This window comes from Neobacillus niacini NBRC 15566, from assembly GCF_001591505.1.
Taxonomy (GTDB): Bacteria; Bacillota; Bacilli; order Bacillales; family Cytobacillaceae; genus Neobacillus; species Neobacillus niacini.
The window spans coordinates 27,863-54,565 of the sequence record NZ_BCVA01000042.1 but is presented as its reverse complement, the minus strand read 5'-3'; the positions used below and the strand labels follow the sequence as shown (position 1 = coordinate 54,565).

At 36.7% G+C, this 26,703-nt stretch carries 22 protein-coding genes, 1 tRNA gene and 1 pseudogene; 5 read left to right on the top strand and 19 right to left on the bottom strand.

Annotated elements, in window-relative coordinates:
- Positions 1-155: 155 nt before the first annotated feature.
- A complete protein-coding gene (gene mutL, locus BANA01_RS22960) occupies positions 156-2,042 on the bottom strand; it encodes a DNA mismatch repair endonuclease MutL (protein WP_034672866.1) in 1,887 nt (628 codons plus the stop codon).
- A gap of 12 nt (positions 2,043-2,054) precedes the next feature.
- Positions 2,055-4,658: a DNA mismatch repair protein MutS gene (gene mutS / locus BANA01_RS22955; RefSeq protein WP_174524440.1), complete on the bottom strand. Its 2,604-nt coding sequence runs from the start codon at positions 4,656-4,658 to the stop codon at positions 2,055-2,057.
- Between the two features lie 162 nt (positions 4,659-4,820).
- Between mutS and BANA01_RS22950 the strand changes: the two genes are divergently transcribed.
- The 3 genes from BANA01_RS22950 (at position 4,821) to BANA01_RS22940 (ending at position 6,889) form a co-directional block, all read left to right on the top strand.
- Positions 4,821-5,528, top strand: coding sequence for a YwaF family protein (locus BANA01_RS22950; protein WP_063254860.1), 708 nt, complete (start codon positions 4,821-4,823; stop codon positions 5,526-5,528).
- A 68-nt stretch (positions 5,529-5,596) separates the two neighbouring features.
- A tRNA-Arg gene (locus BANA01_RS22945) sits at positions 5,597-5,670 on the top strand.
- 166 nt (positions 5,671-5,836) lie between these two features.
- Positions 5,837-6,889 (top strand): tyrosine-type recombinase/integrase, encoded by a 1,053-nt coding sequence (locus tag BANA01_RS22940; RefSeq protein WP_034672877.1) that lies wholly within the window; start codon positions 5,837-5,839, stop codon positions 6,887-6,889.
- A gap of 55 nt (positions 6,890-6,944) precedes the next feature.
- Here the strand turns inward: BANA01_RS22940 and BANA01_RS22935 are convergent, their stop codons facing one another.
- The 5 genes and pseudogenes from BANA01_RS22935 to BANA01_RS22915 form a co-directional block, all read right to left on the bottom strand.
- Positions 6,945-7,340, bottom strand: a complete 396-nt coding sequence (locus BANA01_RS22935; protein ID WP_034672875.1) for a terminase small subunit — start codon at positions 7,338-7,340, stop codon at positions 6,945-6,947.
- 29 nt (positions 7,341-7,369) lie between these two features.
- Positions 7,370-7,906 (bottom strand): ERCC4 domain-containing protein, encoded by a 537-nt coding sequence (locus BANA01_RS22930; RefSeq protein WP_034672904.1) that lies wholly within the window; start codon positions 7,904-7,906, stop codon positions 7,370-7,372.
- Positions 7,907-8,171: 265 nt separating this feature from the next.
- On the bottom strand, positions 8,172-9,512 hold the full coding sequence (locus BANA01_RS22925) for a virulence-associated E family protein (RefSeq protein WP_052106272.1): 1,341 nt from the start codon (positions 9,510-9,512) through the stop codon (positions 8,172-8,174).
- Between the two features lie 356 nt (positions 9,513-9,868).
- Positions 9,869-10,114: pseudogene (locus tag BANA01_RS30860) on the bottom strand (CHC2 zinc finger domain-containing protein); the annotation flags it as partial.
- 92 nt (positions 10,115-10,206) lie between these two features.
- Complete coding sequence (locus BANA01_RS22915) at positions 10,207-10,446, bottom strand: helix-turn-helix domain-containing protein (RefSeq protein WP_034672870.1); 240 nt, start codon at positions 10,444-10,446, stop codon at positions 10,207-10,209.
- A 1,107-nt stretch (positions 10,447-11,553) separates the two neighbouring features.
- Here BANA01_RS22915 and BANA01_RS22910 point away from each other — a divergent pair.
- On the top strand, positions 11,554-12,285 hold the full coding sequence (locus BANA01_RS22910; RefSeq protein ID WP_034672887.1) for a M48 family metallopeptidase: 732 nt from the start codon (positions 11,554-11,556) through the stop codon (positions 12,283-12,285).
- Positions 12,286-12,331: 46 nt separating this feature from the next.
- On the opposite strand, the gene BANA01_RS22905 is transcribed toward BANA01_RS22910, so the two are convergent.
- From BANA01_RS22905 to BANA01_RS22885, 5 genes are all read right to left on the bottom strand, one after another.
- Entirely contained in the window at positions 12,332-12,718 is a 387-nt protein-coding gene (locus tag BANA01_RS22905) for a hypothetical protein (RefSeq protein WP_034672885.1), read from the bottom strand.
- Between the two features lie 25 nt (positions 12,719-12,743).
- Entirely contained in the window at positions 12,744-15,683 is a 2,940-nt protein-coding gene (locus tag BANA01_RS22900; RefSeq protein WP_034672881.1) for a type I restriction endonuclease subunit R, read from the bottom strand.
- Positions 15,680-16,990, bottom strand: a complete 1,311-nt coding sequence (locus BANA01_RS22895; protein ID WP_063254859.1) for a restriction endonuclease subunit S — start codon at positions 16,988-16,990, stop codon at positions 15,680-15,682. Before BANA01_RS22895 ends, BANA01_RS22900 begins: the two co-directional genes overlap by 4 nt.
- Entirely contained in the window at positions 16,983-18,464 is a 1,482-nt protein-coding gene (locus tag BANA01_RS22890) for a type I restriction-modification system subunit M (RefSeq protein ID WP_034672892.1), read from the bottom strand. The genes BANA01_RS22895 and BANA01_RS22890 overlap by 8 nt, the downstream gene beginning before the upstream one ends.
- 342 nt (positions 18,465-18,806) lie before the next feature.
- Positions 18,807-19,133 carry a DUF4357 domain-containing protein gene (locus tag BANA01_RS22885; RefSeq protein ID WP_052106273.1) on the bottom strand — a complete coding sequence of 109 codons (327 nt, stop codon included), beginning with the start codon at positions 19,131-19,133 and terminating at the stop codon, positions 18,807-18,809.
- A 345-nt stretch (positions 19,134-19,478) separates the two neighbouring features.
- Here BANA01_RS22885 and BANA01_RS22880 point away from each other — a divergent pair, with 345 nt between their 5' ends.
- The gene (locus tag BANA01_RS22880; RefSeq protein ID WP_034672890.1) at positions 19,479-20,036 is read left to right on the top strand and encodes a recombinase family protein; all 558 of its coding nucleotides are present in this window, start codon (positions 19,479-19,481) and stop codon (positions 20,034-20,036) included.
- A 117-nt stretch (positions 20,037-20,153) separates the two neighbouring features.
- On the opposite strand, the gene BANA01_RS22875 is transcribed toward BANA01_RS22880, so the two are convergent.
- The 7 genes from BANA01_RS22875 to hutH form a co-directional block, all read right to left on the bottom strand.
- A complete protein-coding gene (locus BANA01_RS22875) occupies positions 20,154-21,083 on the bottom strand; it encodes a PIN domain-containing protein (RefSeq protein ID WP_169803739.1) in 930 nt (309 codons plus the stop codon).
- A 331-nt stretch (positions 21,084-21,414) separates the two neighbouring features.
- A complete protein-coding gene (locus BANA01_RS22870) occupies positions 21,415-21,783 on the bottom strand; it encodes a mCpol domain-containing protein (RefSeq protein WP_063254857.1) in 369 nt (122 codons plus the stop codon).
- Positions 21,780-22,406, bottom strand: coding sequence for a Cap15 family cyclic dinucleotide receptor domain-containing protein (locus BANA01_RS22865; protein WP_063254856.1), 627 nt, complete (start codon positions 22,404-22,406; stop codon positions 21,780-21,782). Before BANA01_RS22865 ends, BANA01_RS22870 begins: the two co-directional genes overlap by 4 nt.
- Before the next feature lie 170 nt (positions 22,407-22,576).
- Positions 22,577-23,521 carry a PIN domain-containing protein gene (locus BANA01_RS22860; protein ID WP_063254855.1) on the bottom strand — a complete coding sequence of 315 codons (945 nt, stop codon included), beginning with the start codon at positions 23,519-23,521 and terminating at the stop codon, positions 22,577-22,579.
- Positions 23,522-23,835: 314 nt separating this feature from the next.
- A complete protein-coding gene (locus BANA01_RS22855; RefSeq protein ID WP_034676962.1) occupies positions 23,836-24,249 on the bottom strand; it encodes a hypothetical protein in 414 nt (137 codons plus the stop codon).
- 210 nt (positions 24,250-24,459) lie between these two features.
- Positions 24,460-24,654 carry a hypothetical protein gene (locus BANA01_RS22850; RefSeq protein WP_034676960.1) on the bottom strand — a complete coding sequence of 65 codons (195 nt, stop codon included), beginning with the start codon at positions 24,652-24,654 and terminating at the stop codon, positions 24,460-24,462.
- 479 nt (positions 24,655-25,133) lie between these two features.
- Complete coding sequence (gene hutH, locus BANA01_RS22845) at positions 25,134-26,654, bottom strand: histidine ammonia-lyase (protein ID WP_034676958.1); 1,521 nt, start codon at positions 26,652-26,654, stop codon at positions 25,134-25,136.
- Between the last annotated feature and the right edge of the window lie 49 nt (positions 26,655-26,703).

Below are 26,703 nucleotides of genomic sequence, written 5' to 3'. Positions count from 1 at the left end.
TTTGTCCTTCATCAGCGTGATGAAAGGCTAATCTTAAAAGTTCCGAGCGAGATTTGTCCCTCATAAGGATCTTCTGTTTAAAAATTAATATCCATCTTTAACAAAGCCTAAAAAAAAGAGTGCTTTCTTATAAAAAGAAAACACTCGATACATGCTTACATTACCCGTTTAAACATTTTCTCCATTTCATAAGACGAATAATGAACAATAATGGGTCTTCCATGCGGGCAGGTGAACGGATCCGAAGCTTTTCGCAAGTCATCGAGTAACGCTTGAATTTCATCATTACGCAGATGACGATTGGCTTTTATGGAAGCCTTACAGCTCATCATAATTGCAGCTTCCTCGCGAAGCTTTTTGATATCGACCTTCTTCATCGATAGAAGCTGCTCAATCATATCTTCGATGATTTGCTTTTCTTCTCCTTTTGGAAACCATTGCGGATGGGAGCGAACGATGTAGCTGTTCAATCCAAATTCCTCTAGGAAAACCCCGACATTCTCTAATTCCATACGATTTTCATTAATTTTTAGATATTCATCCGTTGAATAATCCAGTGTGATGGGAACAAGTAATTCCTGGAGCTCAGCATGGACCTGCCCGACCTTTTCACGAAAATACTCGTACTTTAGCCGTTCCTGGGCAGCATGCTGATCGATGATATATAAACCATTTTCATTTTGTGCGAATATATACGTTCCGTGCATTTGTCCAATTGGATATAACCGAGGTATTCTGCTTTCTATTATATCATCCTCGTGAGTAACTGCTGTATGCTGCTCTGTCTCAGATTCCTGATTTATTTCAGGTTCTTCATATTCCCAATTTTGTGGATGGTTTTCCACTTCTACTCTTGGCTGCAGCAAAGGTTCAATATTCACCTTTAAAGGTTCTGCCTTTTCTTGAATGGTAGGACTTAAAAAGGCTGGCTTTTCCCATTTTATTTCTTTACTACGCGGCGCAGGCGTATCATTCGTTCGTTCATCAAGAATTAACGTAGTCTGTTCTGACTTTGGTATCTCTTTTTTCTCTTGCGTATAAGCTGATGGAATCAAGATCTTCGATTTAAAGGCATTTTTGATGATACCTGTAACCAATTCATTTAGTTCTGTTTCTTTACTGATTCGTACCTCCATTTTAGATGGATGGACATTGACATCCACTAATAGCGGGTCCATTTCGACATTGAGAAGAACAATCGGGAACCTTCCGATAGGAAGTAATGTATGGTACCCTTCCTGAATCGCTTTGGCTAAGGCATAATTTTTAATAAAACGCCCATTGATCATTGTAGAAATATAATTTCTCGAGGCTCTCGTTACCTCAGGCATCGAGGCAAAGCCGCTAATTTTGTAATCCAACGATTCCCCAGATATTGGTACAAGCTGTTTCGCGATCGCCATTCCATATATGGAAGCAAGCACTTGGCGGACATCACCATTACCGTTCGTTTGCAGCAGCTTACGTTCATTATGAATTAACCGGAAGGAAACTTCTGGATGGGAAAGCGCAAGTCGGTTCACGACATCCGTAATATTCCCTAGCTCCGTATGAATAGTCTTCATATACTTCAAGCGTGCTGGTGTATTAAAAAACAAATCAGTGATGGTTATATCCGTTCCGCGTCTGCTTGAAGCTTTCTCATAGACTTCAACCTTGCCGCCTTCAATCACTACACGATTTCCTGCACCATCACCGGTCGAGGTTTTCATCTCCAGTCGTGAAACAGAAGCGATACTCGGCAGAGCTTCCCCACGAAACCCAAGGGTGCGAATACGGAACAAGTCATTTTCGTTCTTAATCTTACTTGTCGCATGACGTTGGAAGGCAAGTAAGACGTCTTCTTCATCAATTCCATTCCCATTATCGGTAATTCGAATTTTTGCAAGTCCTGCTTCTTCTACTTCGATTTCAATGACCGTACTGCCAGCGTCAATGGCGTTCTCTACTAATTCTTTTACAACCGAAGCCGGACGCTCAACTACTTCACCTGCTGCAATTTTATTGGATAGCGCGTCATCTAGCTGGATAATCTTACCCATACGTGTCACCTCCTAGCTTTTTAACTTCTTTTGAAGCTCGTACAAGAGATTAATCGCTTGAAGCGGAGTGATATCTAATAAATCTATTTCTTTCATTTTATCAATCACTTTCTTTTCTTTAGAAGAAAGCTCTTGTTTCTTTGGCTCTTTCGGTTCATCAAAAAATGACAGCTGTGCCGGATGCTCTTCGATTTGCTTTACTGCACTTTTTACAGGTACAGGTTGTACAGATTGTACATCTGGTTTTTCAAGTGCTGATAAAATTTCATTGGCACGATTGATTAATTCCTTCGGAAGCTCTGCTAATTGAGCAACGTGTATTCCGTAACTCTTATCCGTCGGTCCTTCTTTTATTTTATGAAGGAAAACAAGTTTTCCATTGTGTTCAATCGCACTAACGTGGATGTTCTTTAATTTCTCTAACTGATGGTCTAAAGCGGTTAATTCATGGTAATGAGTTGAAAACAGTGTTTTCGCACCAATATATTTATGGATGTATTCAATAATCGCTTGAGCCAATGCCATTCCATCATAGGTAGAAGTACCGCGGCCAATTTCATCAAATAAAATTAAGCTGTTTTGCGTGGCATTAGTCAAGGCATTTCTAGCTTCAAGCATTTCGACCATAAACGTACTTTGGCCAGAGATCAAATCATCCGCTGCCCCAATTCTTGTAAACACTTGGTCAAAAATAGGCAGAACCGCTTCATCTGCCGGTACATAACAGCCAATCTGCGCTAAGATGGCAGTTAAAGCAACTTGACGCATGTACGTACTTTTACCGCTCATGTTTGGACCCGTGATAAGAAGAACTTCACGGTCGCCGTCCATAAAGCAATCGTTCGCGACATACTCTTGTGCATTCAACACTTTTTCAACCACAGGATGTCTGCCTTCTTTTATAACCACTTTACCTTCTGTGGAAAACTGCGGTTTTACATAGCGGCGGTTTTCACTCACTTCTGCAAAGCATTGGAGCACATCAAGTTCACTTACTGCTTTTGCAGCAGCCTGAAGGCGTGGAATATGTTCTTTGACAATCTCACGAATTTCCGTAAACAGTTCATATTCAAGCTCTCCGCATTTTTCTTCTGCTTCTAAAATTAATGCTTCTTTTTCTTTCAAATCCGGGGTGATAAAGCGTTCTGCATTGGTTAAGGTTTGTTTGCGTTCATACTGTCCTTCGGTTAACAGATGAAGGTTTGCACGGGTAACCTCAATATAGTAACCAAATACTCTGTTAAAACCTACCTTTAGAGATTTAATCCCCGTCTTTTCCCGCTCTTCACGTTCAAGCTGAGCAATCCAGGTTTTCCCATTTCGGCTGGCATAACGATATTGATCCAACTGATCATTGTATCCGTCGCGGATGATATTCCCTTCTTTCAGTGAAAGAGGAGGATTATCAACTATGGCCAGCTCTAATAAATCTGTTACTTCTTCACAAGGATCAAGTGAATCGGCAATCTGTTTTACAACTTCATGCTCCATTCCATGAAGAATTTGTTTTAAATACGGAATCTGCATTAATGAGCGCTTTAATTGAACAAGATCGCGGGCATTCACATTTCCAAATGCCACACGGCCCGCCAACCGCTCTAAATCATAAACTTCGGTTAACTTTTCACGCAGCTCCTGACGTTCAAAATACTTGTTCATCAATACTTCTACAATGGTTTGACGGTGCTCAATTTCATCTTGAGACAGTAATGGACGATCTATCCACGTTTTCAGCATCCTGCCGCCCATAGCGGTCATCGTTTCATCCAACAGCCACAGTAAGGAGCCTTTCTTCCCTTTAGAGCGAATAGTTTCTGTCAATTCAAGATTTCGTTTTGAATAGTAATCAATTTTCATATATTGATGGATTTGATAAGTAGTCACGGGCTGTAGGTGGTCAAGACTTCGCTTTTGGGAGCGGTATAGATAGTGAAACAGCCTCGCTGCACTTTGTTTTAGCTTATCTTGATTGAGATTGTCCAAGAGATTGGAAAAATTCATCTCTATTGAACTATTATCTTCAAACGAAATGGCTAAGACATCACGTTCCCGCATTTTCCGTTGTAGTTCAGCGTCAAAACTACTTGCCACAACCACTTCTTTTGTACTTAAAACTGCAAGTTCATTTAAAACTTCATCAAAATTACCTGACAACTGGGTAACTTTGCTTTCACCTGTTGAAAGATCGGTATAGGCAAAACCATAGGTTTGATCATCAAAATATGAAATTGAAGCGATGTAGTTATTTTCTTTATCGGTTAATGACTTGCCATCCATTACCGTTCCCGGTGTGATAAGCTGGACAACTTCCCGTCTTACCATGCCTTTGGTTTGCTTGGCATCTTCCATCTGCTCACATATCGCCACTTTATAGCCTTTTGAAATAAGCTGTTCAATATAGTTCGGTGCAGAATGATAGGGTACTCCGCACATTGGGATCCGTTCTTCTGTGCCGCCCTCTCTGCTCGTTAACGTTATCTCTAATTCTTGTGATGCTTTGATGGCATCATCAAAGAACATTTCATAGAAATCGCCTAAGCGAAAAAATAAAAAGGCATCCTGATAATCTGCCTTCACGGTTAAGTATTGTTGTATCATCGGCGTATAACCAGCCATAATGACCTCCACTTGTTTAATCATTTCGAGTATCTTCGACAAACTATTATATCATATATCAGGTAAACTTATATTAGGTAGAAATTTCTTTTAATGATAATGTTCGTGGATTCTACTTCCTTGCATATAATTTATAGTACAAAATCGAAAAGGGTGGTCCTCATGGGATGGTTTGGAGGCAGTTATAAGGAATTTAATTTTGAAATGTTTTCTATCAGCCATTTTGTGATTATAACCCTTCTATTTTTAGGCGCTGTCTTAATTTATATCAATAGAGAAACTCTAAAGGATATTAAGTGGAGAAAAGCAGAGGTAACGGCAGGGTTATCTCTACTACTAATAGAAGTAACGTACCATATTTGGATGAGTGTCAATGACATGTGGGACGTCAGTCATGCCATTCCATTAGAATTATGCAGTATCAGCCTGGTATTATCGGTGTTGTTATTATTAACGAGGAAAAAAATCATATATGAAATATTGTTATTTACAGCTTTATTGGGAGCTTCTCAAGCTATCTTTACACCATTATTAAATTTTGACTTTCCTCATTTTCGCTTTTTTCATTTTTTTTATACCCATTTAATGGACATTTGGGTGGTCTTTTATTTCACTTGGGTGGTAGGCTATCGACCAACCATTTGGTCGGTTGTAAAATTGTTCGTCTTTTTGAATGTTTTAATGCCAATCATTATGGTCATAAATAAAGCAGTCGACGGAAATTATATGTTTTTAAGTTATAAACCGAAGAGTCCAAGCCTATTGGATCTTTTAGGGCCGTATCCTTGGTACATCTTATCAATGGAGTTTTTATTAATATCCCTTAGTCTTATCGTTTGGTTAATATTCCGAAAAAAAAGACTTGGTTAGTTTTGGGTATTTGCTTATTGACCTTTTACCTCTAACTATTTATAATAAGTAACGTTCCCAATAAAAGTGTCCCGATAGCTCAGCAGGATAGAGCAACAGTTTCCTAAACTGTAGGTCGGAGGTTCGAATCCTCTTCGGGACGTACAAATGCCTTGAAACGCTGTTCTTACGCTATTTAACCGTTATTTTATATCGGTTAATATGTAGCGTATAATCAGCGTTTTTTGCTGTTTTTTTGGCACACTGTAGGACCTGAAATTTTGTGACTTTAGGACATGCAGCCATTCAAATAGGGGGCAAATTAACTTATGGGACGTACATTTATTGCACAACGGGGACAAACAAAATCGACTAATGACCGACAGTTCCGTCGTGACCGACAGACACCAGAAGTCCGATATTCTATTGAAAATGCTGTCGAAATCTTCATTCATGCGAAGGAGGCAGAGGGGCTACGGAAAAGTACTATCAAAGGTTATCATGATACGGTTAGATATTTCCGGGATTGGTTAAGTCACGATATTGGATATATTGATGAAATCACAAGTACACTAATACGGAATTATATTAATTATTTAAAAAACGACCGATTACCTTATCAAGGTGACGAACAACGAGAGAAAACTAAAAAAGGCTTATCTGTATTCACGATTAATATTCGGTTAAGAAATTTGAAAGCGATTTTCCGATTCTTGGTAGATGAAGGGATTATAAACAAAAATCCAACCGGTAATATCCCATTGGTTAAAGATGATGAACATGAAGAAGTTCAAGGGCTAGCGGACGCTGAAATTGATATGATTCTAGGTTCATATGATGATAAACAATTTGCTCAATGGAGGGATAAAACGTTAGTACTGCTACTATTAGACACCGGTTTACGAATTAATGAGGCAATGTCGCTGACCGTGGACAATGTTGGTTTCCAACAAAATACTCTAATTGTCCCCTCTGAAATCGCTAAAAACCGAAAACATAGAGAAATACCCATTAGCCGAGAGATATCAAAAAGATTAAGACAGCTGGTAGATGAAACCGAACAATATTTTGGTGAAGGCTCCCGAATCTTTATGAACGCCTACGGTGATGATTTTACTGCTGACGCATTTAGAAAACGATTAAATCGTCTAAAAAAGAAATTAGATATACCAAAATTGCACCCTCACATGCTCCGTCATACTTTTGCTCGAAATTACATTTTAAATGGTGGAGATGTTTTCACACTTCAAAAAATATTGGATCATGCAGATATTCAGACAACCAGAAAGTACATCCAAATGGATTCTGAACATCTAAGGCAACAGCACAATAAATTTTCTCCTGTAAGAAGGTTATTTAACCGTAAAGGTAAAAGGTTATAATTGTAGGCCACCATTCAGAAGAATGGTGGCTTTATCTTATTAATAATCCATAACCTTAAGAAGGGTCAACGAACTTTATTTCAATTGGATTCCCCGAACCGGAACCACTTAATTCCTTTTTCTCAACCGGTTTAAATCCAGCTCTATCCAGTAAATCACGAGCAGCTGTAATTTTGTCCCGGTCTGTACTGTCCGGATTATCCAGTATTCCCCTCAGAACTTCCCTTGCCTTTATAGCGTCTTCAACAAATCGCATTCTTAATTGTTGCTCGATCTCGTCCTGGAGTTCTTGTATAGCCTTCAAAACTGTAGTTTTCTGTAGTTGCTGCCAAGATATTTCAGACGCCCTTCGTTCACTGTATCCGGCTCTTTTTGCTGCTTGTGTGCCATTGCGGTCTTTAATATACTCTAGAACGAAGGCTTGTTGTTTTCTCGTTAAGCAATTATCCATCGTTTAGCCCACCTTTCCGACTTAAACTACTAGAGAGCACCTTTCAAGTAATTTCTTACAAAATAGTAAAACTCGTAATACAGATAGTGACCGGCTACTTCTTTAGGAATAAATACTGTAGTAAAACCATACCTTGTTTCAAAAGATTTTAACGAACCCATAAGAGCTTTAGGGTCGTACTTGCTTTGGTAATTTCCTCGTAAGATATTTTCATAGCCGCTAGGGTCCTCGATCATAAGTAGGAATCTAAATTTCTGGCTGCGTACGAGCTCGTTTTCAAACCTAGTTCTATCCTTTATGGACTGGACCAATTCATTCAAGGAGTTTTTCCGTTCAACGGCTACCGGGAAATAAAGGTTACGAATTATACCTAGCCCCGGATTCGCTGGTAGCATGACGCTATAATCACCGGTATCCAATTTTACAGATTCATAAGGAATAGCTTTATCATTAAAGTATTGGAGGATATGCTGATTCTGTTTTTCTCTGGTATCAACAAGAATAGACAAGCTACGTAAAAGTTCCTTTATTTCTTCATCCGTATATTTATAGTAAAAGGCATTAATAGTAATCACCCTATCCTACTAATTATTAAAGGACAGATATTTGTCCGAGTATATGTCCTGGCTCTATGCCTTGTGGCTCTAGGCGTGAGCCATCATGAGGACAGATGGACAGATAAAACCTACTTAGTCTAGTAAATGTTTTATTAATAAATTTATAGTTTAATAGAAAACATTTGTCCTATCTGTCCTTTAACTACTCTATCCCTTGTGGCTGTAAGGCGGGAACAGAAGGACAGATACCAAACTTATCTGTCCTTTATTTGTCCTAACTGTCCTTTCGCTTATAAACATTTTGTTTGCCGTATTCGCCAAACTTAATTCTTCCTCGCAGTTCCCAGCCATCGAGTGTTTTAAATACAGCATTGATATCTCTAGCATGTGCAGAGTTTAATTGGTCTCTATATCGTCCTAAAACTTTTTCCCACACATGTAAGGCACAAGTTTCATTTATAGGTACCTTTTTATACACGCCAGCCATACGGTCATATTCCTCGTAATATCCCCTTTGAAGAACTTCTTCGATAATACCCGCATAATGTCCCTTGTCTGTATTTTGAGTCTGTATTTTTCTTGCCTCTTTTTCCAGATGATCCGGCAATTTTAATGGCTGGTTATTATCTTCCATTTCTTGGTACCAATAGACAGCCTCAGCCCATATTTGGTCAACTTCTAACGGAAATTTTTTTTCAAACCATTTTTCTTCAACATCAACTATCCACCAACGTCTGCCACCTGTATCATCTTTTAGAGGTAATTCATCGTTAGTCGTTGCCACAAAAATACATTGCCTTGGTACAGTAATCGTTCTTCTACCGTAAGCAGGTCTATATTGATCATATGTTGATGTGATGAACTGTTTAATCCTTTTTTGGTCACCTTTACTTACCGCCGCCATTTCACCTAGTTCAATAATCCAATTCCCAACAAGTTGTTCTTTAGCGTCTTTTCCCCGCATATCATCTAAGGAATCATTAAACCAATCATTCATTACGGCTAACTTCTGGAAAAATGAAGACTTACCTAATCCTTGGTCACCCTTTAATGTAAGTACATAATCCCATTTACACCCCGGCTGAAGTACTCTTTTAACTGCTGCCACAAATGTTAACAGGGTCTGCATTCTAATTAATTCAGTATTTTCAGCACCAAAAAAGTCAATTAGCAAATGAGTCAAACGAGGTTTTCCGTCCCATTCAAGGTTTAATAGATAATCCCTTATAGGGTGGTATTTTTTATTAGCAACAACTTGATTCAAGGCGTCATACACAATCTCCCTACCTTTTACGCCGTAATGAATAGATAAATAGTTTCTTAAACAAGAATCATCGTAATCTGTCATTCCCTTGTCTTCAGTCAACCGAATCCAAGGTACCTTACCAACGATTTCTGTCTTATTGGTTAATAGATTAAAAGCAAATTTCCCCTTCACTTTTTCATCATTTTGGAGAATTACTAATACATTGTTAGCATTGCTTAAAACTTTCCCCTTATCAGATTTTTGCAATTCTTCTTGCCAATCCCCCGATATTCGGACTTCTTGCTTTTCCTGGGGTTGCATTTCTCTAAGATTATTAATCATGACTAACTGTTTATCCGACCATTCCATTCCTGCATTAGCTCCTCTCCCTCGAAATACGCTTTTACTTGAGCATTATCTCCGTTTTTACCATCTAAATCTTCCAATAAGCCTATATAGTAAGGTAGTTTGTCATATATCTGATAAAATTTTTGAAGTGCACTCACTTGTTCTTCGTTTTCTGCTTGTTTCATAGCCCTTCTGAAAGCATGGACCTGGTCACATAAGAATCGGTAAACTTCATTGGAGTTTTTCTCCTCTCTCCTTTTGAACTCGTACTTAACAGCACGTAGTTGTATTTCTTGTTGTTGTTTGACAGTCGATTTGGAATTATTGATAAGCCCGAAAGCTTTAGCATATTGATAGATTATTTCCCCGTTTTTAACACCTCTTAGGGCAGCTAATAAAGTAATTACGTTGCCACCCTTTCCACATGAAAAACACTTAAAAATTTGCTTTGTAGGACTTATAGAAAAGGAAGGGGTATTCTCAGAATGAAATGGGCAGTTTGCAAAGTAATTCCTTCCTGTTTTCTTAAGGTGTAGCCCCTCTTGATTAGCCACTTCTAATATATCTAAGCGTTTTTTTACCTCTTCGGCTAAAAACGAGAAGTTTATGTTATTATTATTCATATGAAAGTCACCTGCTTTCAAAATGCAGTTTCATCTTACTACCCACCACGCCCCCCAGCTAGGTGGGTATTCTTTTCTTCACAATCATTCTGTTACCTTATTTTTTCTTGGAGTTGTTTGATTTTGAACATTTTCCACTTCACATAATCTTTTGTAAACTGTCCTCTGCTATATCCCCAGCCTACAAGGATATCGAGTACATCCGATGTTATATTCTGTACGTTCCCTTGCTCTATTCGTTGAATGGTCATTGGACTAACTCCTGCTAAAATACCAAACTCCGAAACCGTAAGTCCCTTCTCTTCTCTGATTGCTAGTAATGGATTTTTCATTTTAAATCACCTCGCAAAAAAAAATAGGAAAGCTTACCAATTAAAAGACAAACTACGCCTTAAATATTGGTAATGCTTTCCTATTAATTAACCCTTAAAAAAATAGTACAACCCCGAAACAGGGGTTGGCAAGAGTTTTTTTTGCAAGTACTTTTCATCAACAAATACAACTACAAATTTATATAATACAACAATTTTCATCAGCAATTTAAAACAATAAATATCATTTTTCGTTTAAACTAGTAACAGTAATAACATTAATACTAGTAACAGTAACAGCATTAGTACTAGTAACAGTACCACGTACAACTATAAATTTCTCGGTTGCCCATCACAATATTATTAGAAAAAATCACAATCCCCAAAAACGCTATTTTTTTCCTTATGTTTTTCAGAAAGCTTAGTATGGGAACGACCGTGCAGTTTAAATTAACCTGGATTTTGGAAGTTCGGCGGTTATCTCTTTGACCGCCACATCATGCTCATCCATATACTCCACAACAGAAAGAATCCTTTTAATTGCATATTCTTTATCCGAGGTATCATCTGAAATGAGCTCACAGCAAGATCAAGCAGCTGCGTTTTAACTCTAGAAAATTGTTAATTTAGCCTCAAGTAATTCGTTCATATAATCCCTCTTTCAAAAACAATAATATGATTTATTTTCACCAAGCATTATGTTCATAAATCATAAAAGGTGAAAACGGAATATTTGTCGAAACATTACTGATAGTAAATAATTTTATGTAAAAGAAAGGACGGGAATTAAAAGCAAAAAGGAAAAATAATAAAGGGTAATCTCCTAATAGATTTCTTACTCGAGGCTGAGAGCGGAACCACATTATGGAGTGAAGAAAAAGAAATAAAAGACCTAGCATTATTTGATCTTTTCAAGTGGTATTATGTAACACGTAAAGGTAACCAATTTCATATTGTCGAAATTGAGTTTGCAGCAACAAGTGAAGAATTAGAAGAATTTTTTAAGGTAGAATCAAATAGTATTTAAAAGTTCCATTTGCAATTATTATAATATACCCCTTCTCGCTGGTTTGACCCCGGCGGATATTGTCTATAAAATATGAACTGAAGGACAGGGGGTTTTACAGCATGCAGAGTTTTCGATACGGGCAAACCACTATCGACTATTCAGTTGAATACATAAAAGGAAAAAAAGACGTTTCGCTTTCTATTTGTCTTAATGAAGGTGTTAAGCTAGTTGTACCTCATGGAATTCATTCTGATAAGCTGGAGGGCATACTTCATAAGAAAGCTCCCTGGATATTAAAGAAGAAAAATGAACTTAATGAGGTTGCTGCAGCACCGCCGCCAAAGGAGTATGTAAGCGGAGAAAAATTCGCCTATTTAGGACGACATTATCGGTTAAAGGTACATAAAAGTGAAACCTTGAATAACCCTACTCTGAACTTTAAACAAGGTCGTTTTATTGCAGAAATTCCAAATAATATGAACGCTGACGATAAAGTAATTAGGCTAAGCAGCCTTTTTAAAGAATGGTACATTACACAAGGCAGTAGAAAAATAGAGGAAAGGCTAAAAGTCTATTGCCCTAAAATGGAACTAGAACCTACAAAAATTGCCTTTAAAGAGCAGCAAAAACGCTGGGGTACATGCACTAAAGAAGGGGCTATTTATTTAAACTGGCGAATAATAATGGCTCCTATGTCAGTGATTGATTATGTGCTTGTTCATGAATTAGCACATCTTAGATACCCGGACCATTCAACCGATTATTGGCGTTTTGTACGGTCAATTCTTCCGGATTATGAACAAAGAAAAGAATGGTTGCGAATTAATGGACCATTACTTTCATTAAACTAGATACTGAATAAAGACCCTTGGGGTGTAATCCTAGGGTCTTCTCAATTTAATATACTCGAAAGTCTGGTAGTTCTTCAGCCTCAAAAGTTACCTCAATAAAAAAGCGATTTTTATCTATCCCTATTTCCCCTATTTCCTTTTCAATTTCTTTCTTAAGCTCGAGCACATATTTTCTAAATTCTTGACCTTCAATTTGCCCTTCTATTCCACATTTCTCTAATTGAATAAGTCTGTATTCTTCTTCTGGGGTGGTAAATCTATATGACCCTATTGGTCCCGGATCGTAGGTAATAGGCTCAGTATAAAAATTTGATTCTGGTATCCGCATTTTAAATTTTACTTCGTAATCTGGGTATTCCTTTTTTATAAAGGGTCTTGATAACCAATCGAGTTGACTAACTGTCATTTCCATTTGAACACTCATCTTTAACATCAAAGGGCACCTTTCTGAACAAGGGTTATTTTCGATAATGAACTTCTGCTAAGTCCATCAGTTGCTGTGTCAATCCCTCAATTTTTTCTTTTGGACACTTACTCGCTCGTAGCTGCCGCTTTATCTTCTTCCGCATTTCCCTTTTTACATCTTCTTTTTCGGTCCATTCAATCACCGCTTGTTCCTGTACATCCTCGGTAATAATATGGGTTAGTTCCTTTAATGACTCCTTATCTTCTTCACCGGGGAGTTGTTGTTCTAGCATTTGGTAGAATGGGTATTGCTCTCTTGTAAAACCATGTTCCTGGCTTTTCTGAGCGGTATTCCGCATTGCGTTGACCATTTCCCTGTATTCCTCTAAAAGCTCCTCTATGGTCATTTGACGGTCTTTCCGCCTTTGTATTAGTTCCTCTAAGCATTCTTTCAGGGAAGTATAAAGAACAGGGTTCTCATCAATTTTCACTTTGATTTCATGACGAATAGCGTGTTCCATCTCCGCAGCTTTTGCCTCTGGCGTGGATGTTTCCTCTAGCCGTTTTTCAAATTTATTGGATAATATGTCGATTGGTTCATGCAGTACCTCGATATTGGTCGTATATAAATATTCTTCAATTAACTCTTTTACTTTTTGACCGCAATCAGAAATGTCCATACTATCTTCCCTATAACGGGATTTTGCTAACTGCCGAACTTTTCCTAGGTATTTCAAATCGTTTAAGTATGGTTTTGCCTTTGGACTTGGTAATATCATATCCATACTTTCTGCAAACTTCTTAAAAGCTGTATCAAATTCATTTCGTACATCTTCTGGTTCTAGGATTTGGATACAACCCTCAAGATCATCTTTTCTTACATAATCAAAGAACCTCATAGCTTTCCGGTGCCTCGATTGTAGGCGTGGTATCTCGGAATCTACACTTTGCAATGCCCCTTTAATATCCTGTTCCGCAAAGATCCCCAATGCTTGTTCTAAGAACCTCGAAACCCCAAAATAATCAACAATAAGCCCATAGGTCTTTTTATCATAAGTACGGTTTGTCCTAGCTATAGCCTGTAATAAGTTATGCTCTTTTAATGGCTTATCAAGGTACATTACCTGTTCAATTGGTGCGTCAAAGCCGGTTAATAATTTGTCACAAACGATAATAAAACTTAGCGAATCATCACTCATAGGCTTTTTAAATCGTTCAATGATTTTCTTTTCTTCATCCTTGGAAATATGATGTTTTCTCATTCGTTCTTCGTCATTATGACCGCCAGAAATTATCACCTTGGATTCATAATCACTTAATTCATCAAACATTTCTTTATAAGTGACGGCTGCCTCCCTAGTAACCGCAACAACTTGAGCCTTAAATCCATTGGGTTTAATGTGTTTTTCATAATGATCAATCATATCTAGCACAATTCTTCTAATTCGCTTTGGAGAAGAAATAATCGCCTCTTCTGTTACATATCTCTTTTTAATCCGCTCACGATCTTCCTCGCCATAATCACGAAATTTTCGGTCAAATAAATCGTCCAGAGAATCCCCTTGGACATGCAAATCGACCATTCTTGCCTCATAAAAAATAGGAACTGTGGCACCATCTGCAACTGCCTGTTCTATTGTGTATTTATCTATGTATGTACCAAATGTTCGGATAGTGCTCTTATCTTCTTTATCAATTGGTGTTCCTGTGAAACCGAGGTAACATGCATTAGGCATGGCTGTTCTCATATTCATGGCTAAACCACTATATTGGGTGCGGTGAGATTCATCAACCATGACAAATATATTTTCAGCTCTTGTTAATTCTGGGTATTCATTTTTCTCAGCGTCTTCCTGGAATTTCTGTACTAGGGTCATTACCGTTGTTCCAGGACCTTGCTGCAATAAATCCTTTAATTTTGCTACCGAGGCTGCTTGTTGAGGATTTGGGAAACCGCACCGACGGAAGGTATTAGCAATCTGGTCGTCTAAATCTTTACGGTCAGTAACAACCACAATGGTTGGATTCTTTAATTCTTTTATCCGTCGGAGTTTAACGGCTAAAAATACCATTGTAAGCGACTTTCCACTTCCCTGTGTATGCCAAACTACGCCGCCACGGTTACGAGAATCCTCCGTATGTAAAATTCGATTTATGGCTTTATTAACCGCTCTATACTGCTGGTATCTTGCTAATTTTTTGATAGTGCGTCCCTCTACCGGCTCATAAACAATGAAGTTTTGAATAAGGTCGAGTAAATTTTCCTTGGGGAACATGCCGGTGACAAGAATATCCTGTGCAGAGGGGTTATCTCCTATTTCTGCCATTGTTCTTGGATATGGGTCTTTCCATTCACCATAATGCTGCACCCTAGCTCCGATAGTTCCAGCTTTTGCACGGTCATTACTTGTTGCAATCAATATTTGATTGCAATGAAACAATTGCTCACATTGGTCCTGGTAACGTAAAAGCTGTTTTACACCTTGCCCAATTTGTTCATCTGGTGATAATGTCGGGCTTTTACATTCGATAACCGCCAATGGAATGCCGTTTACAAAAATGATAATGTCAGGGCGAATGGTTCCTCTTGCATTCGAAATCGTAAATTGATCAACAACCAAAAAATCATTATTTTCCGGACGTTCAAAGTCAATCAATTTTACGGTCTGATTCTTCTTCCCTTTACCTAGGTCTTGTTGTATGGAAATCATGTTGATGAGGTTTTCATGAAATGATTGATTTGCTTCCATTAAGCTGGTCGCTTGGATATGAGTAATTGAACGTACTATTTTGTTCAAGTTTTTATCCGATAACCAAGGGTTTAAATGTTGAATAGCTCTAACCAAACGCCCTTTTAATATAACTTCAGCCTGTGATTCTCGTTCAATATCTAGAGAAGGACCATGAATATGTTCATAGCCCATTTCTTTTAATTGATTGATAAAGCGGTTCTCAACAAGAGTCTTTTCGTTCCAATCACTTGTAGTTTTCATGAGGTTATCACCTCTTCGGAATTAAGTTTAACTCGTACTACTCCGGTCAAGAGTACTTGCATAATCCCTTTTTTAGTTTCATTTAAAGGAATTAATTTCTTGTATTCGTGTTGAATTTTATCATCTAATGACTGTAAAATAGCCCCTATCTTTTTTTGCTCTTCTAGTGGTGGGATAGGAATGTATATTTGTTTAATATTCGATTTTGATATCCCGTAAACTGTTGCACCTGTTGCTATCTTGATAAATTGTTTTCTAACAGCATAGTTATTAAAACAATATTGTTTATAATTTATATCCAGCATAGGTAATTTATCTTTTGCAATAATGGTGTGCAGTCCAGAAATGAATACCTTATTCTCATCATTTTTAATAACAACACTCTTTCCAATACCATCAGTGTCTTCTGAAGCGTCAGCAAAAACTATATCACCTGTTTTTAATAAACTATTCTCTCTGATCCTTCCTTCTTCAATAGCTAACCTTGGAAGCCAAGAAGAATCTACCGTTGTGTCAAATACCTTTTTATCAATTTTGTGAATATCGCCATAGTGAAGATAGTATGGACCTTGTTCTCCAAGAGAAGCTCGTGAAAAAGGCATTCCACCGTAAAATTCAAACATACTATCTAAGTCTTTTACTTCCCACACCGCCGGAATTTCGCCAATCTCTGTTTTCTTAAATTTCGAATGTCCAATTCCTTTTGTAAGCAGTTGCTGCATTAACCCTTTTTTCACTTTTTCAGTTTGGTTTATGATTGCTTCTGTTTTTTCTATTACACTGTCTATTGTGGTTAAATACTCCACAATTTTTTTTTGTTCCTTTTTATTTTCAGGGAAAAGGATAACTGTTTTAATAAAGTCTTTTAAATTCAAGTTATTTCTTCCATCTCCAGTTGATAAAGAGTACGCCTGGTTTTTAAAATAGGAGGAATTAAAATAATAGCATAAATAATATTCATCTATTATTTCTTTATTTACTCTTGTATTCAAAGTCGCAAATCCGTGTGAACCGTGCAATTCTTCATCTATGACAGCAGAAGTCCCAATATCTCCTGTATGAACAGTTACAATATCGCCAAGTTGTAACTTTTTCCCTTTATTTTCTTCAGCGAAATCCTTTTCTAACCTTATTAAACCATTTTTTCTAATTTTATTTTCTTTGATATCTGAATTTCTGATTAAAGGTACACCGTCCGGGTCCTCCGTGTAACTTTTTGTCATTGTTTTAACAAGTCCAATCGTAATATCAGAACAAATATCCCTTAGCTTTTCCTTTTTCCAGTTTGTTTTTTTATAGTTACCCATTATATCCAAGCTCCTTCAAATAACTATACATCTTCTCTTCAATCTCATCACGTTCATTCTCAATTTCTCGAAGAGTAGCCAATGCTTGAGCTACGTCAATGTGTTCCTCTTCTTTAGCAGTATCGATATAACGAGTAATATTAAGGTTATATTCATTTTCTGTTATCTCATCAAGGCTCACTGAGCGGCAGTACTTCTCCACATCATCCCATTTATAAAAAGAAGAAACTATTTTTTCAATATCTTGGCCACGAAGGGTGTTTTGATTCTTTCCTTCTTGATAATCTTCTGCTCCATTTATGAAGAACACTTTACCTTTTTTGCTTTCTTCTTTGTTCCTATTAAGCAGTAAAATACACGCTGGGATTCCAGTACCATAAAAAAGGTTTGAAGGTAGCCCGATTACCGCTTCAAGCAAGTCTTCTTCTAGCAACCCTTTACGGATATTTCCTTCTGTTCCACCACGGAACAAAACCCCGTGTGGCATTACCACTCCAGCTTTACCCTCATGATTTAATGTCGCCACCATGTGCTGTACAAATGCAAGGTCACCTTTATCTTTTGGTGGAATACCAAAACGGAAGCGACCATATTCGTCACTTTCAGCTTCATCTCTTCCCCAATTACTTAAACTAAATGGGGGATTGGCGATTACACGATCATAGAGGATTAGTTCTCCTCCTTCTAGCAACTTTGGTTCACGGATAGTATCACCTTTTTCTATACGGTGGTCACTCAATCCGTGCAACAACAAGTTCATTTTACAAATTGCCCATGTATTTAAGTTACGTTCTTGACCATGCAGCGTTAAATTACGCGGGTTTCCACCCTTTGATTTTATGTAGTCGACTGACTGTATAAGCATACCTCCAGAGCCAACCGTAGGATCGCAAACACGCATTCCTTCCTCTGGTTTAATTAGCTTTACTATCAATTCAACAACTTTACTAGGTGTATAGAACTCTCCCCCCTTTTTACCAGCGTCATCGGCAAATTGTTTAATAAGGTACTCATAGGCACGACCAAGCATGTCTGGTTCAGAAAGGTTGGCATTGCTTAAGTCGATTGCAGAAAAATGATTAATTAGCTGCATTAGTAAACGGTCCGGTAACTTTTCCTTATCGTTGAAGTCGATCGTCGCTAATACACCTTGCAGTGAAGAGTTATCCTCTTCAAGAGCCTCAAAAGCTTTGTTTATGGTATCACCTATGTCTTGAGTCTGAGCTTGAATATTTTCCCATCTAGCACGTTCTGGAACGAAGAATTGATGTTCATCACGATCATACCAGCCGTAATCGTCCCCTTCTTCTTCTTCAATACGTTTTGCTGTTTCCACAAATCCGTCATTTAATCTCTTTAGAAATAATAAGCCAAATATGTAGTTTTTATAATCAGATGAGTCAATGGAGCCTCTTAAGATATTCGCTGATTCCCAAAGATGAGATTCCAATTGCTGTTGTGTTAATTTACTCAAAATGAATTCGCTCCTTTTTACTTGGAAAAATTTAATATTAGCAAAGATAATTACTGTAAATAATACCCACAATATTATTTTAACATGACATTTGAACTATCTATACAAAATCCTTTCACTTTTCATATTAATTACATTTCCATCGTTAAATAATAAAAGCCTAGTAAAGTAACTAGACATAAAAAGACATAACAAACACACTTTGTAATCAAAAATCATATATTTAAAAAACTCTTAATATTGTTCAACGCAAGTTTCAGATAACCATTAAACGGTATGTTTACTACCTGTTATCCTACAGCCCACACTTACTTACAGCTCTTTTTGTAAGTGCTTTTTATTTTAATTTTTTCCTAATACTTCTTTTAATGTTTTTCCATTTGAAAGTTTCCACTCTTTCAAACCATTTGAACTTCTTCCAAACAATAATGAGGAGGCAGTAGACGCACTTGTAAACAAATAGTCTTGCGTCAGTACTAAATAGTTCTCTTCCTTAACTAAGATATTACTTTCGATTAACTTCTTTCTTAATTCCGCAATTCCGTTGCTAATCGAAAGTGTTATTTCCTGTGAAAATTTAGATCCTTTCACGACAAGAAATCCGTTATGTTTAGGATAGCCGGAACCAGACACCCCATTAAGTGATACAGCATAAAAAATGTTATCCATTACCATTCCTCTTTCTTTGAAAGTTTTTTAAACATTTTACCACATAATTTTAATTTCATTATGTAAATAAAATTCGATCACATAACTCAACAGTGTCATCCCTAATAGGCTCTTTCCATTACCGTTTTTATTTTAGGGATACTAAGCAATGGTTTATAAAATCAAACTGTTCATTCCACCTACTAAAAAACTCCACATTCATAGTCTCAAAGTTATAAGTTTTGGATACAGAAAAACATACATGATGTTGTTGCTATTTTTGTTATTGTTATTGTCTAGAAGTTAGTCTAAAATATAAAGTACAAAAGATATAAGACTTTTAGACACCAAGAGAGGAAAATGAAAATGGCTACGATTGGATATGCGAGGGTATCAACCAAAGACCAAGACTTAGAACTGCAAATCGACAAACTAAATGAATATGGCTGCGAGAGAATTTTTATGGAAAAACAAAGTGGAGCCAAAAGCGACCGGGAGGAACTTACGAAGGCTTTAGATTACCTTAGAGAAGGTGACAAGCTTGTTGTTTACAAGCTGGACCGGTTGGCCAGAAGCACTTTCGATTTACATAAAATCGCAAAAGAGCTGCAAAGTCGTGGAATATCATTGGTATTCATAAAAGAACAGATTGATTTTTCGACACCAGCTGGTAAGCTCATGTTCACAATGCTGGGAGCTATCGCCGAGTTTGAACGTGATTTAATTGCCGATAGAACTGCAGAGGGTCGTGAGAGAGCAAAAGCACAGGGAAAGCACATGGGGCGTGTTGGAAAGGCTGAGAAGGACGTTAAGAAGGCTTTAAAGCTTTATAGTGACCGAGCATCAAATGGACTAAGCGTTAATGATATTGTAAAAATGACCGGTGTTCCAAGGTCGACTATTTATTCTAAAGCTAAAGAGTAGGTTTAAAAAGGAAAGTGAAAAAATCCCAAAAAACTGAGTTTTTCTTAATTGAAAAGGAGCAAGGGTAATCCCTGCTCCTTAATATTGTTAGTTTGTAATAAAATTTAATATCCCTTCTTAATACAATTGGTCATATAGCGTTTCCCCAGTTGACCAAGTAGATTGACATTTTCTACATACAAAATAGTACTCTTTTCCAACTAATATAGTATCTAAATTAATATGAACTTCATTATTACACCCTTCTTTTGGGCATACAATAAAATAATCGTCAGATAAGAAATTTTCTCTGTCCTTGTTAGCTTTTGCGATCTGTCCTCCTAATGAATATTCTTCTGGGCTTAATTCAAGAAATTCATATGCAGATTTTAGATGATTGGTAAAGTGAATATCTAATGAATTAAAATATTCTGCAAGGTTAGTATGTAATTTTGTCGGGTTGCCCCTCTCCGCAAACTCATTTTTATTAAAAGATACAAAAACAACTTTATTATAGTCTTTCCGGTTTTTTTCCATAAAATTAACTATCCCAAAGAAAATCAAAGCATCTGTTGCTTCGTTTTTCGGATTGCCATGTTCGTTTGCAAAGAATGGCTCAAAACTTTTAATAGCTAAATCAACTACAATTGAATCCAGTTTATTACTTCTAGTATCAATAATAGTTACAAAGTCTGCTATAAACTTATCTATCTGTTTTTTCCTTGTACCGTATGTATATTCATAACTACGTCGTGCCATTTTTTGAAGGTTACTAATTACTTCTTCTGTCTCATTTTTACCTAGTTGATTCGGAAACTTCTTAATTAACTTCATTATTTCAGTTGCATTTTTTCCAATGTTATTATGGTGTATCTCGGTTGTATTATCTTTTATATAATTCCACTCATCAAGCACTTGCCGGGGTATAAGAATATCACCGAAAAAGTTGCTGCCCGAAATTAAAGTATAAAATTGTTCATCCGTATATTTATCGGGAGATAGGAGATCAATGAGAACATTTGTATCTAAGATAATTGCATGTGGTATTACTCCATAACTTCTAAGCAATAGCATTCACCTTTCTCTTACAATAATATTATAAATTATTAAATTATTACTTTTATATTATAATCTAAGGACGAAACAATTTCGATTCCATCCTTTAATAATCATTACTAATATACCACTTTACAAAAGAGGGGTCCGGAGAAACCCAGCTTTAGTTAAGTTCCTATACTTTACCCTACACTTGATTAGCTACATAAAAGTAAATCAATTTTATTATTCTACAACAAAAGCCATCTCATTTGAGGTGGCTTATTTATCATTAAAGGTTAACCTTTAATCACTCTAAAATAACAAACGTCCCTTGTTTGAATTAGAGAAGTCTCTGTGTATTTTATTTAAATAGCGTAAATTCTTCTTGGTAAATGGCTCCTATATCTTTTCCACTAGATTTAGCATACCTTAAAGCTAAAAAAGCGTCTCTTAAACACATGCCAACACCTATTGAAAAAGTTAATTCCTTCGTAATTCCTCTAAGATAAAATAGTAATTCCTGTACTTCAATTTTTTCTTTTTTACATATAATCCCATCTGCTCCTCCGAATATAATTATGTAATTATTTGATTCTAATTCATAAGTAATTTTGTTTACGGTTTCTTTCACTAACTCATTTACATGTTTTAAACGGACCTCATCGTTCTCCATAAAACTATTTTCAATTTTCAAACCAATATCATCACCATCAATATATGCGTACATCATTTTGTAACACTCTCCTCAAACATTTCTTTGGCTTTATCAAAAAACATAATATGTTTATGTGAAATTTTGGTAAATACTAAAGAACCAATTGTACCATTATTCGTATAAAATTTTCCATCTAAGACTGATTTATCATCACTAAGTGTTAACTCTAATTCAGAAGTTCCCTTTCTTGTGATGTGATTAATTGGACTTAATTTTTCCTGTGAATAAACATATATCAATCGATTCTTCTCATCTTGAAAATTTAGTTCCTCACTATATGAATAATTTTTATACCTTTCTGTAATAGAAGTGATTTTTATTGTTAGGTAATTTTGTTTTATTACTAAAGAAATTTGCCCTGTATAAATATTACCTTTACTTAAATCTGTAGACTGATACTCTCCAAACCATGTTCCGTTAATATTTTCTTTATATAAAATAAGATTTAACCACTTAATCTTCCAGCCATATTTAAAATAGAACCACCACCAAACTGTAAGAATAAGTGTTGCAGAAGACGCAGCCTTTATTCCAGCAAACGATCCTAGGTTGACACCTCTAAGTGAAAGTATAATTACAAACAACAGACTGATAACTATGGTAATTACTACAATTCGTTTTGATTCTTCAGCTTTCATTGTTTTCTCCTTTTTTATATCCAAAACACAAAAGTCTATAAAATAACTAATTCAATCTAAATATAACTCCTTTAGAGTCAAATTTGAAGTAAAATCCAATTATAGGATTTGTTGCAAAAGGATAGCATATAACTGCAAAAAAGCTTGGATAATTCCAAGCTCTTAAAATATTAATCGTAATATTCTCCTGTATCCCATTGCAGACCGCAATTGGGACAACTTCTCCACCAACTTAGACCACCGCCATACATTGAGTTGTGCCAATGACCATCCTGTTTATCATCTAAAGTTTTTCCGCATCGAGGGCAATCTAAAGTATTATCGGGATATGGAATACTCCATTCTATTCTTTTTTGTGCCTCCTCTATACGTTTAATCATAGCCATTGATTCTTCATATGAATAACTCTTAAATCCAGTACTCTTAGTTATTTCATAGTAGAACTTTTCGACATTAATTTCATAGTTCAAATTTCCAGGCATTAGTGGTGACAAATTTTCATGGATTTGTTTTTTATCTCCGGCTTTACTAAAATCCGAATAATTTTCAGTTAGAAAATAACCTTTTGTGTATGTATTGTTCGCAAAATGATCAACTGCACTTTGAAATATTATTGCGTCTACCATACTGTTTTTTCTTTTTTCATCTTTAGCTGCGTTAGATTGTTTATCCTTAGAACCGAAAAAAGGAGCAAACTTATCTAATGCCCAATCAGCAGCTATTAATTTATATTCCGCCTTTGTTGGAATAATAATCGAATGCTTCTCGATTAATTCATTTAACGCAGTTACCTTTCTTAATATTCGGTACTTTACCATTTTATCGATTTCAGAATCCACTTTCTCAATAGTTTCCATAAATATTTCAGCTGTTTGAGGAAGAAGAAACAACTTTAATTTTTTAGCTTTACTAATATCATTTTTTAATGTTACCTTGGCACCATCTAATACATCTTGAACGTGACGATCCCATTCAATTTTTACCTGCTCTGGAATTGCCAAGACTACTTTCTTGCTTATTGTTAATGTCTGTAAGGCACTTAGGAAATTGAGTTCATCATAATCTCCTTTTATTGTATTTAACAAAATATTAGTATCCGGAATAATACAAATCAAAATTTTCCCCCACCTATGTTTTTTTCAAATTATATCATAGGATTATTATTACAGGAAAATAAATCCACTGAAGCAAAAATAAAAAAAGATGAAACCGTTACGACTTCACACATACAACTTTTCAATTCCATTCAACAAAGGACGGAATCCTGAGCAAACCAGCTTTAGTTAAATTCCTATACTTTGCCCGGAACTTGATTGGCTCAACAAAACTAAATTTATCTTCCTCTGAAACAACTTGCTACTGCATATATAGGTTCGTACGCTCTGCTGGTGGCATAAATTCCTGTTAGATCCCAAGCTCTTTATGATTTTTAATTACACCTACATCTGCTAAGACCATAACTGTGGTTATAAGGAACACCACAAGATGGGCAGACTTTGTCAGAAATTTCGTTTATATCATCCCTTAAATGAGACACTTTTACTCTAGCTTTCCGGTTCTCTAAGTCATTTTTTATTATTTTAGCACGTTCTTCTTCTTGCTGTTGTTTAAGTATTACTTCTCTTTGTTTTTCCACTTCTTTATCACGAATTGGATCTCTCGAGTTTCTATAAATTTTCCCTCTTAGAGCCGGTATTGAGTTTTGTAATCTCTTTATTGTCTTCAACATCTGTTTCTGTTTTCTAGGATTTTTTTCTGCTTTTCTATCTATCTTTAATTGTTTAATTCTTTTCTCGACAATTGCCAATTCTTTTATTGCATTCATATCTTTTTTTGCTCTCATATAAATACTCCTATTATGTTACAAGAAATAATCTTTCTTTATATAGGAATCACATCTTCGTTTAAACTTTATTTGTACCAGTCTACAAAAGATGGTATTCGCATTTTCCCATTCTTAGTAAGATTTTCTATATTTTACTCGACCTTTATGGTTCTATAAGTATAACTTTATCATCCTCATGTGTCTGAATCCTTCTTCACTATCATTTTATTACCACCCATAGCTCCACCTACCAGCCTTGATCTGAGGCAGAATGTCCATTAAGTATTGCTTAAGTTCTTCTGGAAGATCATCTTTCTCTAGTTCATCTAATGTGAAATAAATGATCTGACCAGCGGCAGCAGCCATCACTTGAACCTGTATTTGTGATTGACCTTTTATAACAAAAACCTTCCTTGTCAGCATAATGTGATTGACATGGAATCACCTCATTAACATTATAACAATCATACGTTCTTTTTATAAAAATAAAAAAACACTAATTTCTTAGATTGCATTGACATTAATAATAAAGCTATTAAAATAGTGAATGTAGGACAAACTACATACTAGGCTGTAGGAACTAATTCACACTTTCAGTCATACAAACCTTTATAAATCAATGGTTATACATAAATAGCAAAAAGCAACAGTTTCCTAAACTGTAGGTCGGAGGTTCGAATCCTCTTCGGGACGTCAAAAAGCGAAAACGCTATGTATCGTGGTTTGTTATCCGTTCAATCAGTCGGAGACAATACACATACATAGCGTATTTTACTTACACTGTATGGACGCAGTTTTCGACAATGCAATGCCCCGACTGCCTGATGATTGGCAGAAATCCTGCGGAGCATTATAACAAAATAATAAGTGCCAATAATTTTTTTATGGGCACTTATCAAATTTTATCGCAAAATATTTTCCCTTAAAATAAATTGTGCCAATTTTTCAATTTGCTCTGAAATGGCGCGGTCACTTTCCAGTGGAGGGCAAATTTCACGGATTTCCTCCAGATACTCTCTTGTTTTAGGGGCTAGGTCTCTTTCAGCCCCTTCTAGATAAATAGCTTGAGAGGCACATATCATTTCAACGGCAATGACTCTGGCCGAATTATGAATAATTTCCCTTGCTTGTCTTGAGGCGATGGTACCCATGCTGACATGATCTTCCTGATTTGCAGAAGTAGGAATGGAATCAACACTGGCAGGGTGAGCAAGGACTTTGTTCTCAGAAACAAGGGAAGCGGCAGCATATTGCGCAACCATTAACCCACATTCTAATCCCGGATCTACAGCAAGGAAAGGAGACAATCCGCTTAACTGTGGATTTACAAGCCTCTCAATCCTACGTTCGGAAATATTTGCCCACTCCGCTGAAGCCACCTTTAAAAAGTCCATTGCTAATGCAATTGGCTGCCCATGGAAGTGACCTCCCGAAATGATTTCACCACTTTCTAAAATAATGGGATTATCCGTAACCGCATTGATTTCGACTTTTAAGCGGTCTTCCACATATTGAATCGTCTGCCAAGAAGCGCCATGTACCTGAGGGATACAACGAATCGAATAGGCATCTTGAACACGAACTTCTCCCTGATGGGTAATCCTTTTACTGCCTTCAAGCCATTTTCGCATCCGGGATGCAACCAATTCCAGCTCTGGATGTGGGCGAACTGCCAACAGTTCACTTTCAAATGCAGAAATGATTCCTCTTAAAGCCTCCATTGTTAAACAGGCTGCCATATCTGCAGCTAACCCTACACGCTCGGCTTCATTTAGTGAAATGGTTCCTACTGCCGTCATGGCTTGTGTTCCATTAATTAGAGCCAGCCCTTCTTTTGCCTCCAACGATACAGCTGTAAGCCCCGCTCGTTTAAGTGCTTCCGCTCCAGTAAGAAGTTCTCCTTTATATTCAGCCTTCCCTTCTCCAATCAATACAATTGCAATATGCGAAAGTGGGGCTAAATCACCGCTAGCACCGACTGAACCTTTGCAAGGTACGATTGGGTGAACCCCAGCATTAATCATATCGACTAACAGATCTAGCGTTTCTTCCCGAATTCCGGAGAAACCTTTGACTAAGGAGTTAGCCCTTAGTGTCATCATTGCCCTTACCACCGGAGTTGGCAGGGGCTCACCAACGCCAACCGCATCCGCCCTCAGCAGGTTCAGCTGCAGCTTTGCTATATCTTCTTTTTCAATCTCAATATCACTTAATTTACCAAAACCGGTATTGACACCATAAATCACTTTTCCATCATTTATTTGTTTTTCAATACGACGACGACTTGCTCGAACTCGATTTCGGTTTTCTTCAGGAATGGAAACGCTTGCATCCCCCTTAACAATACTATCAATCTTGTACCGGTCAAGAGTCATTCCGTCAAGTTCTATTACTTCCAGTTCTACTAATTTGCTTTGACCCATTCGTTATCAAACTCCCTTTAGTGCTTTCGCAAAAATATTCTGTATTTTG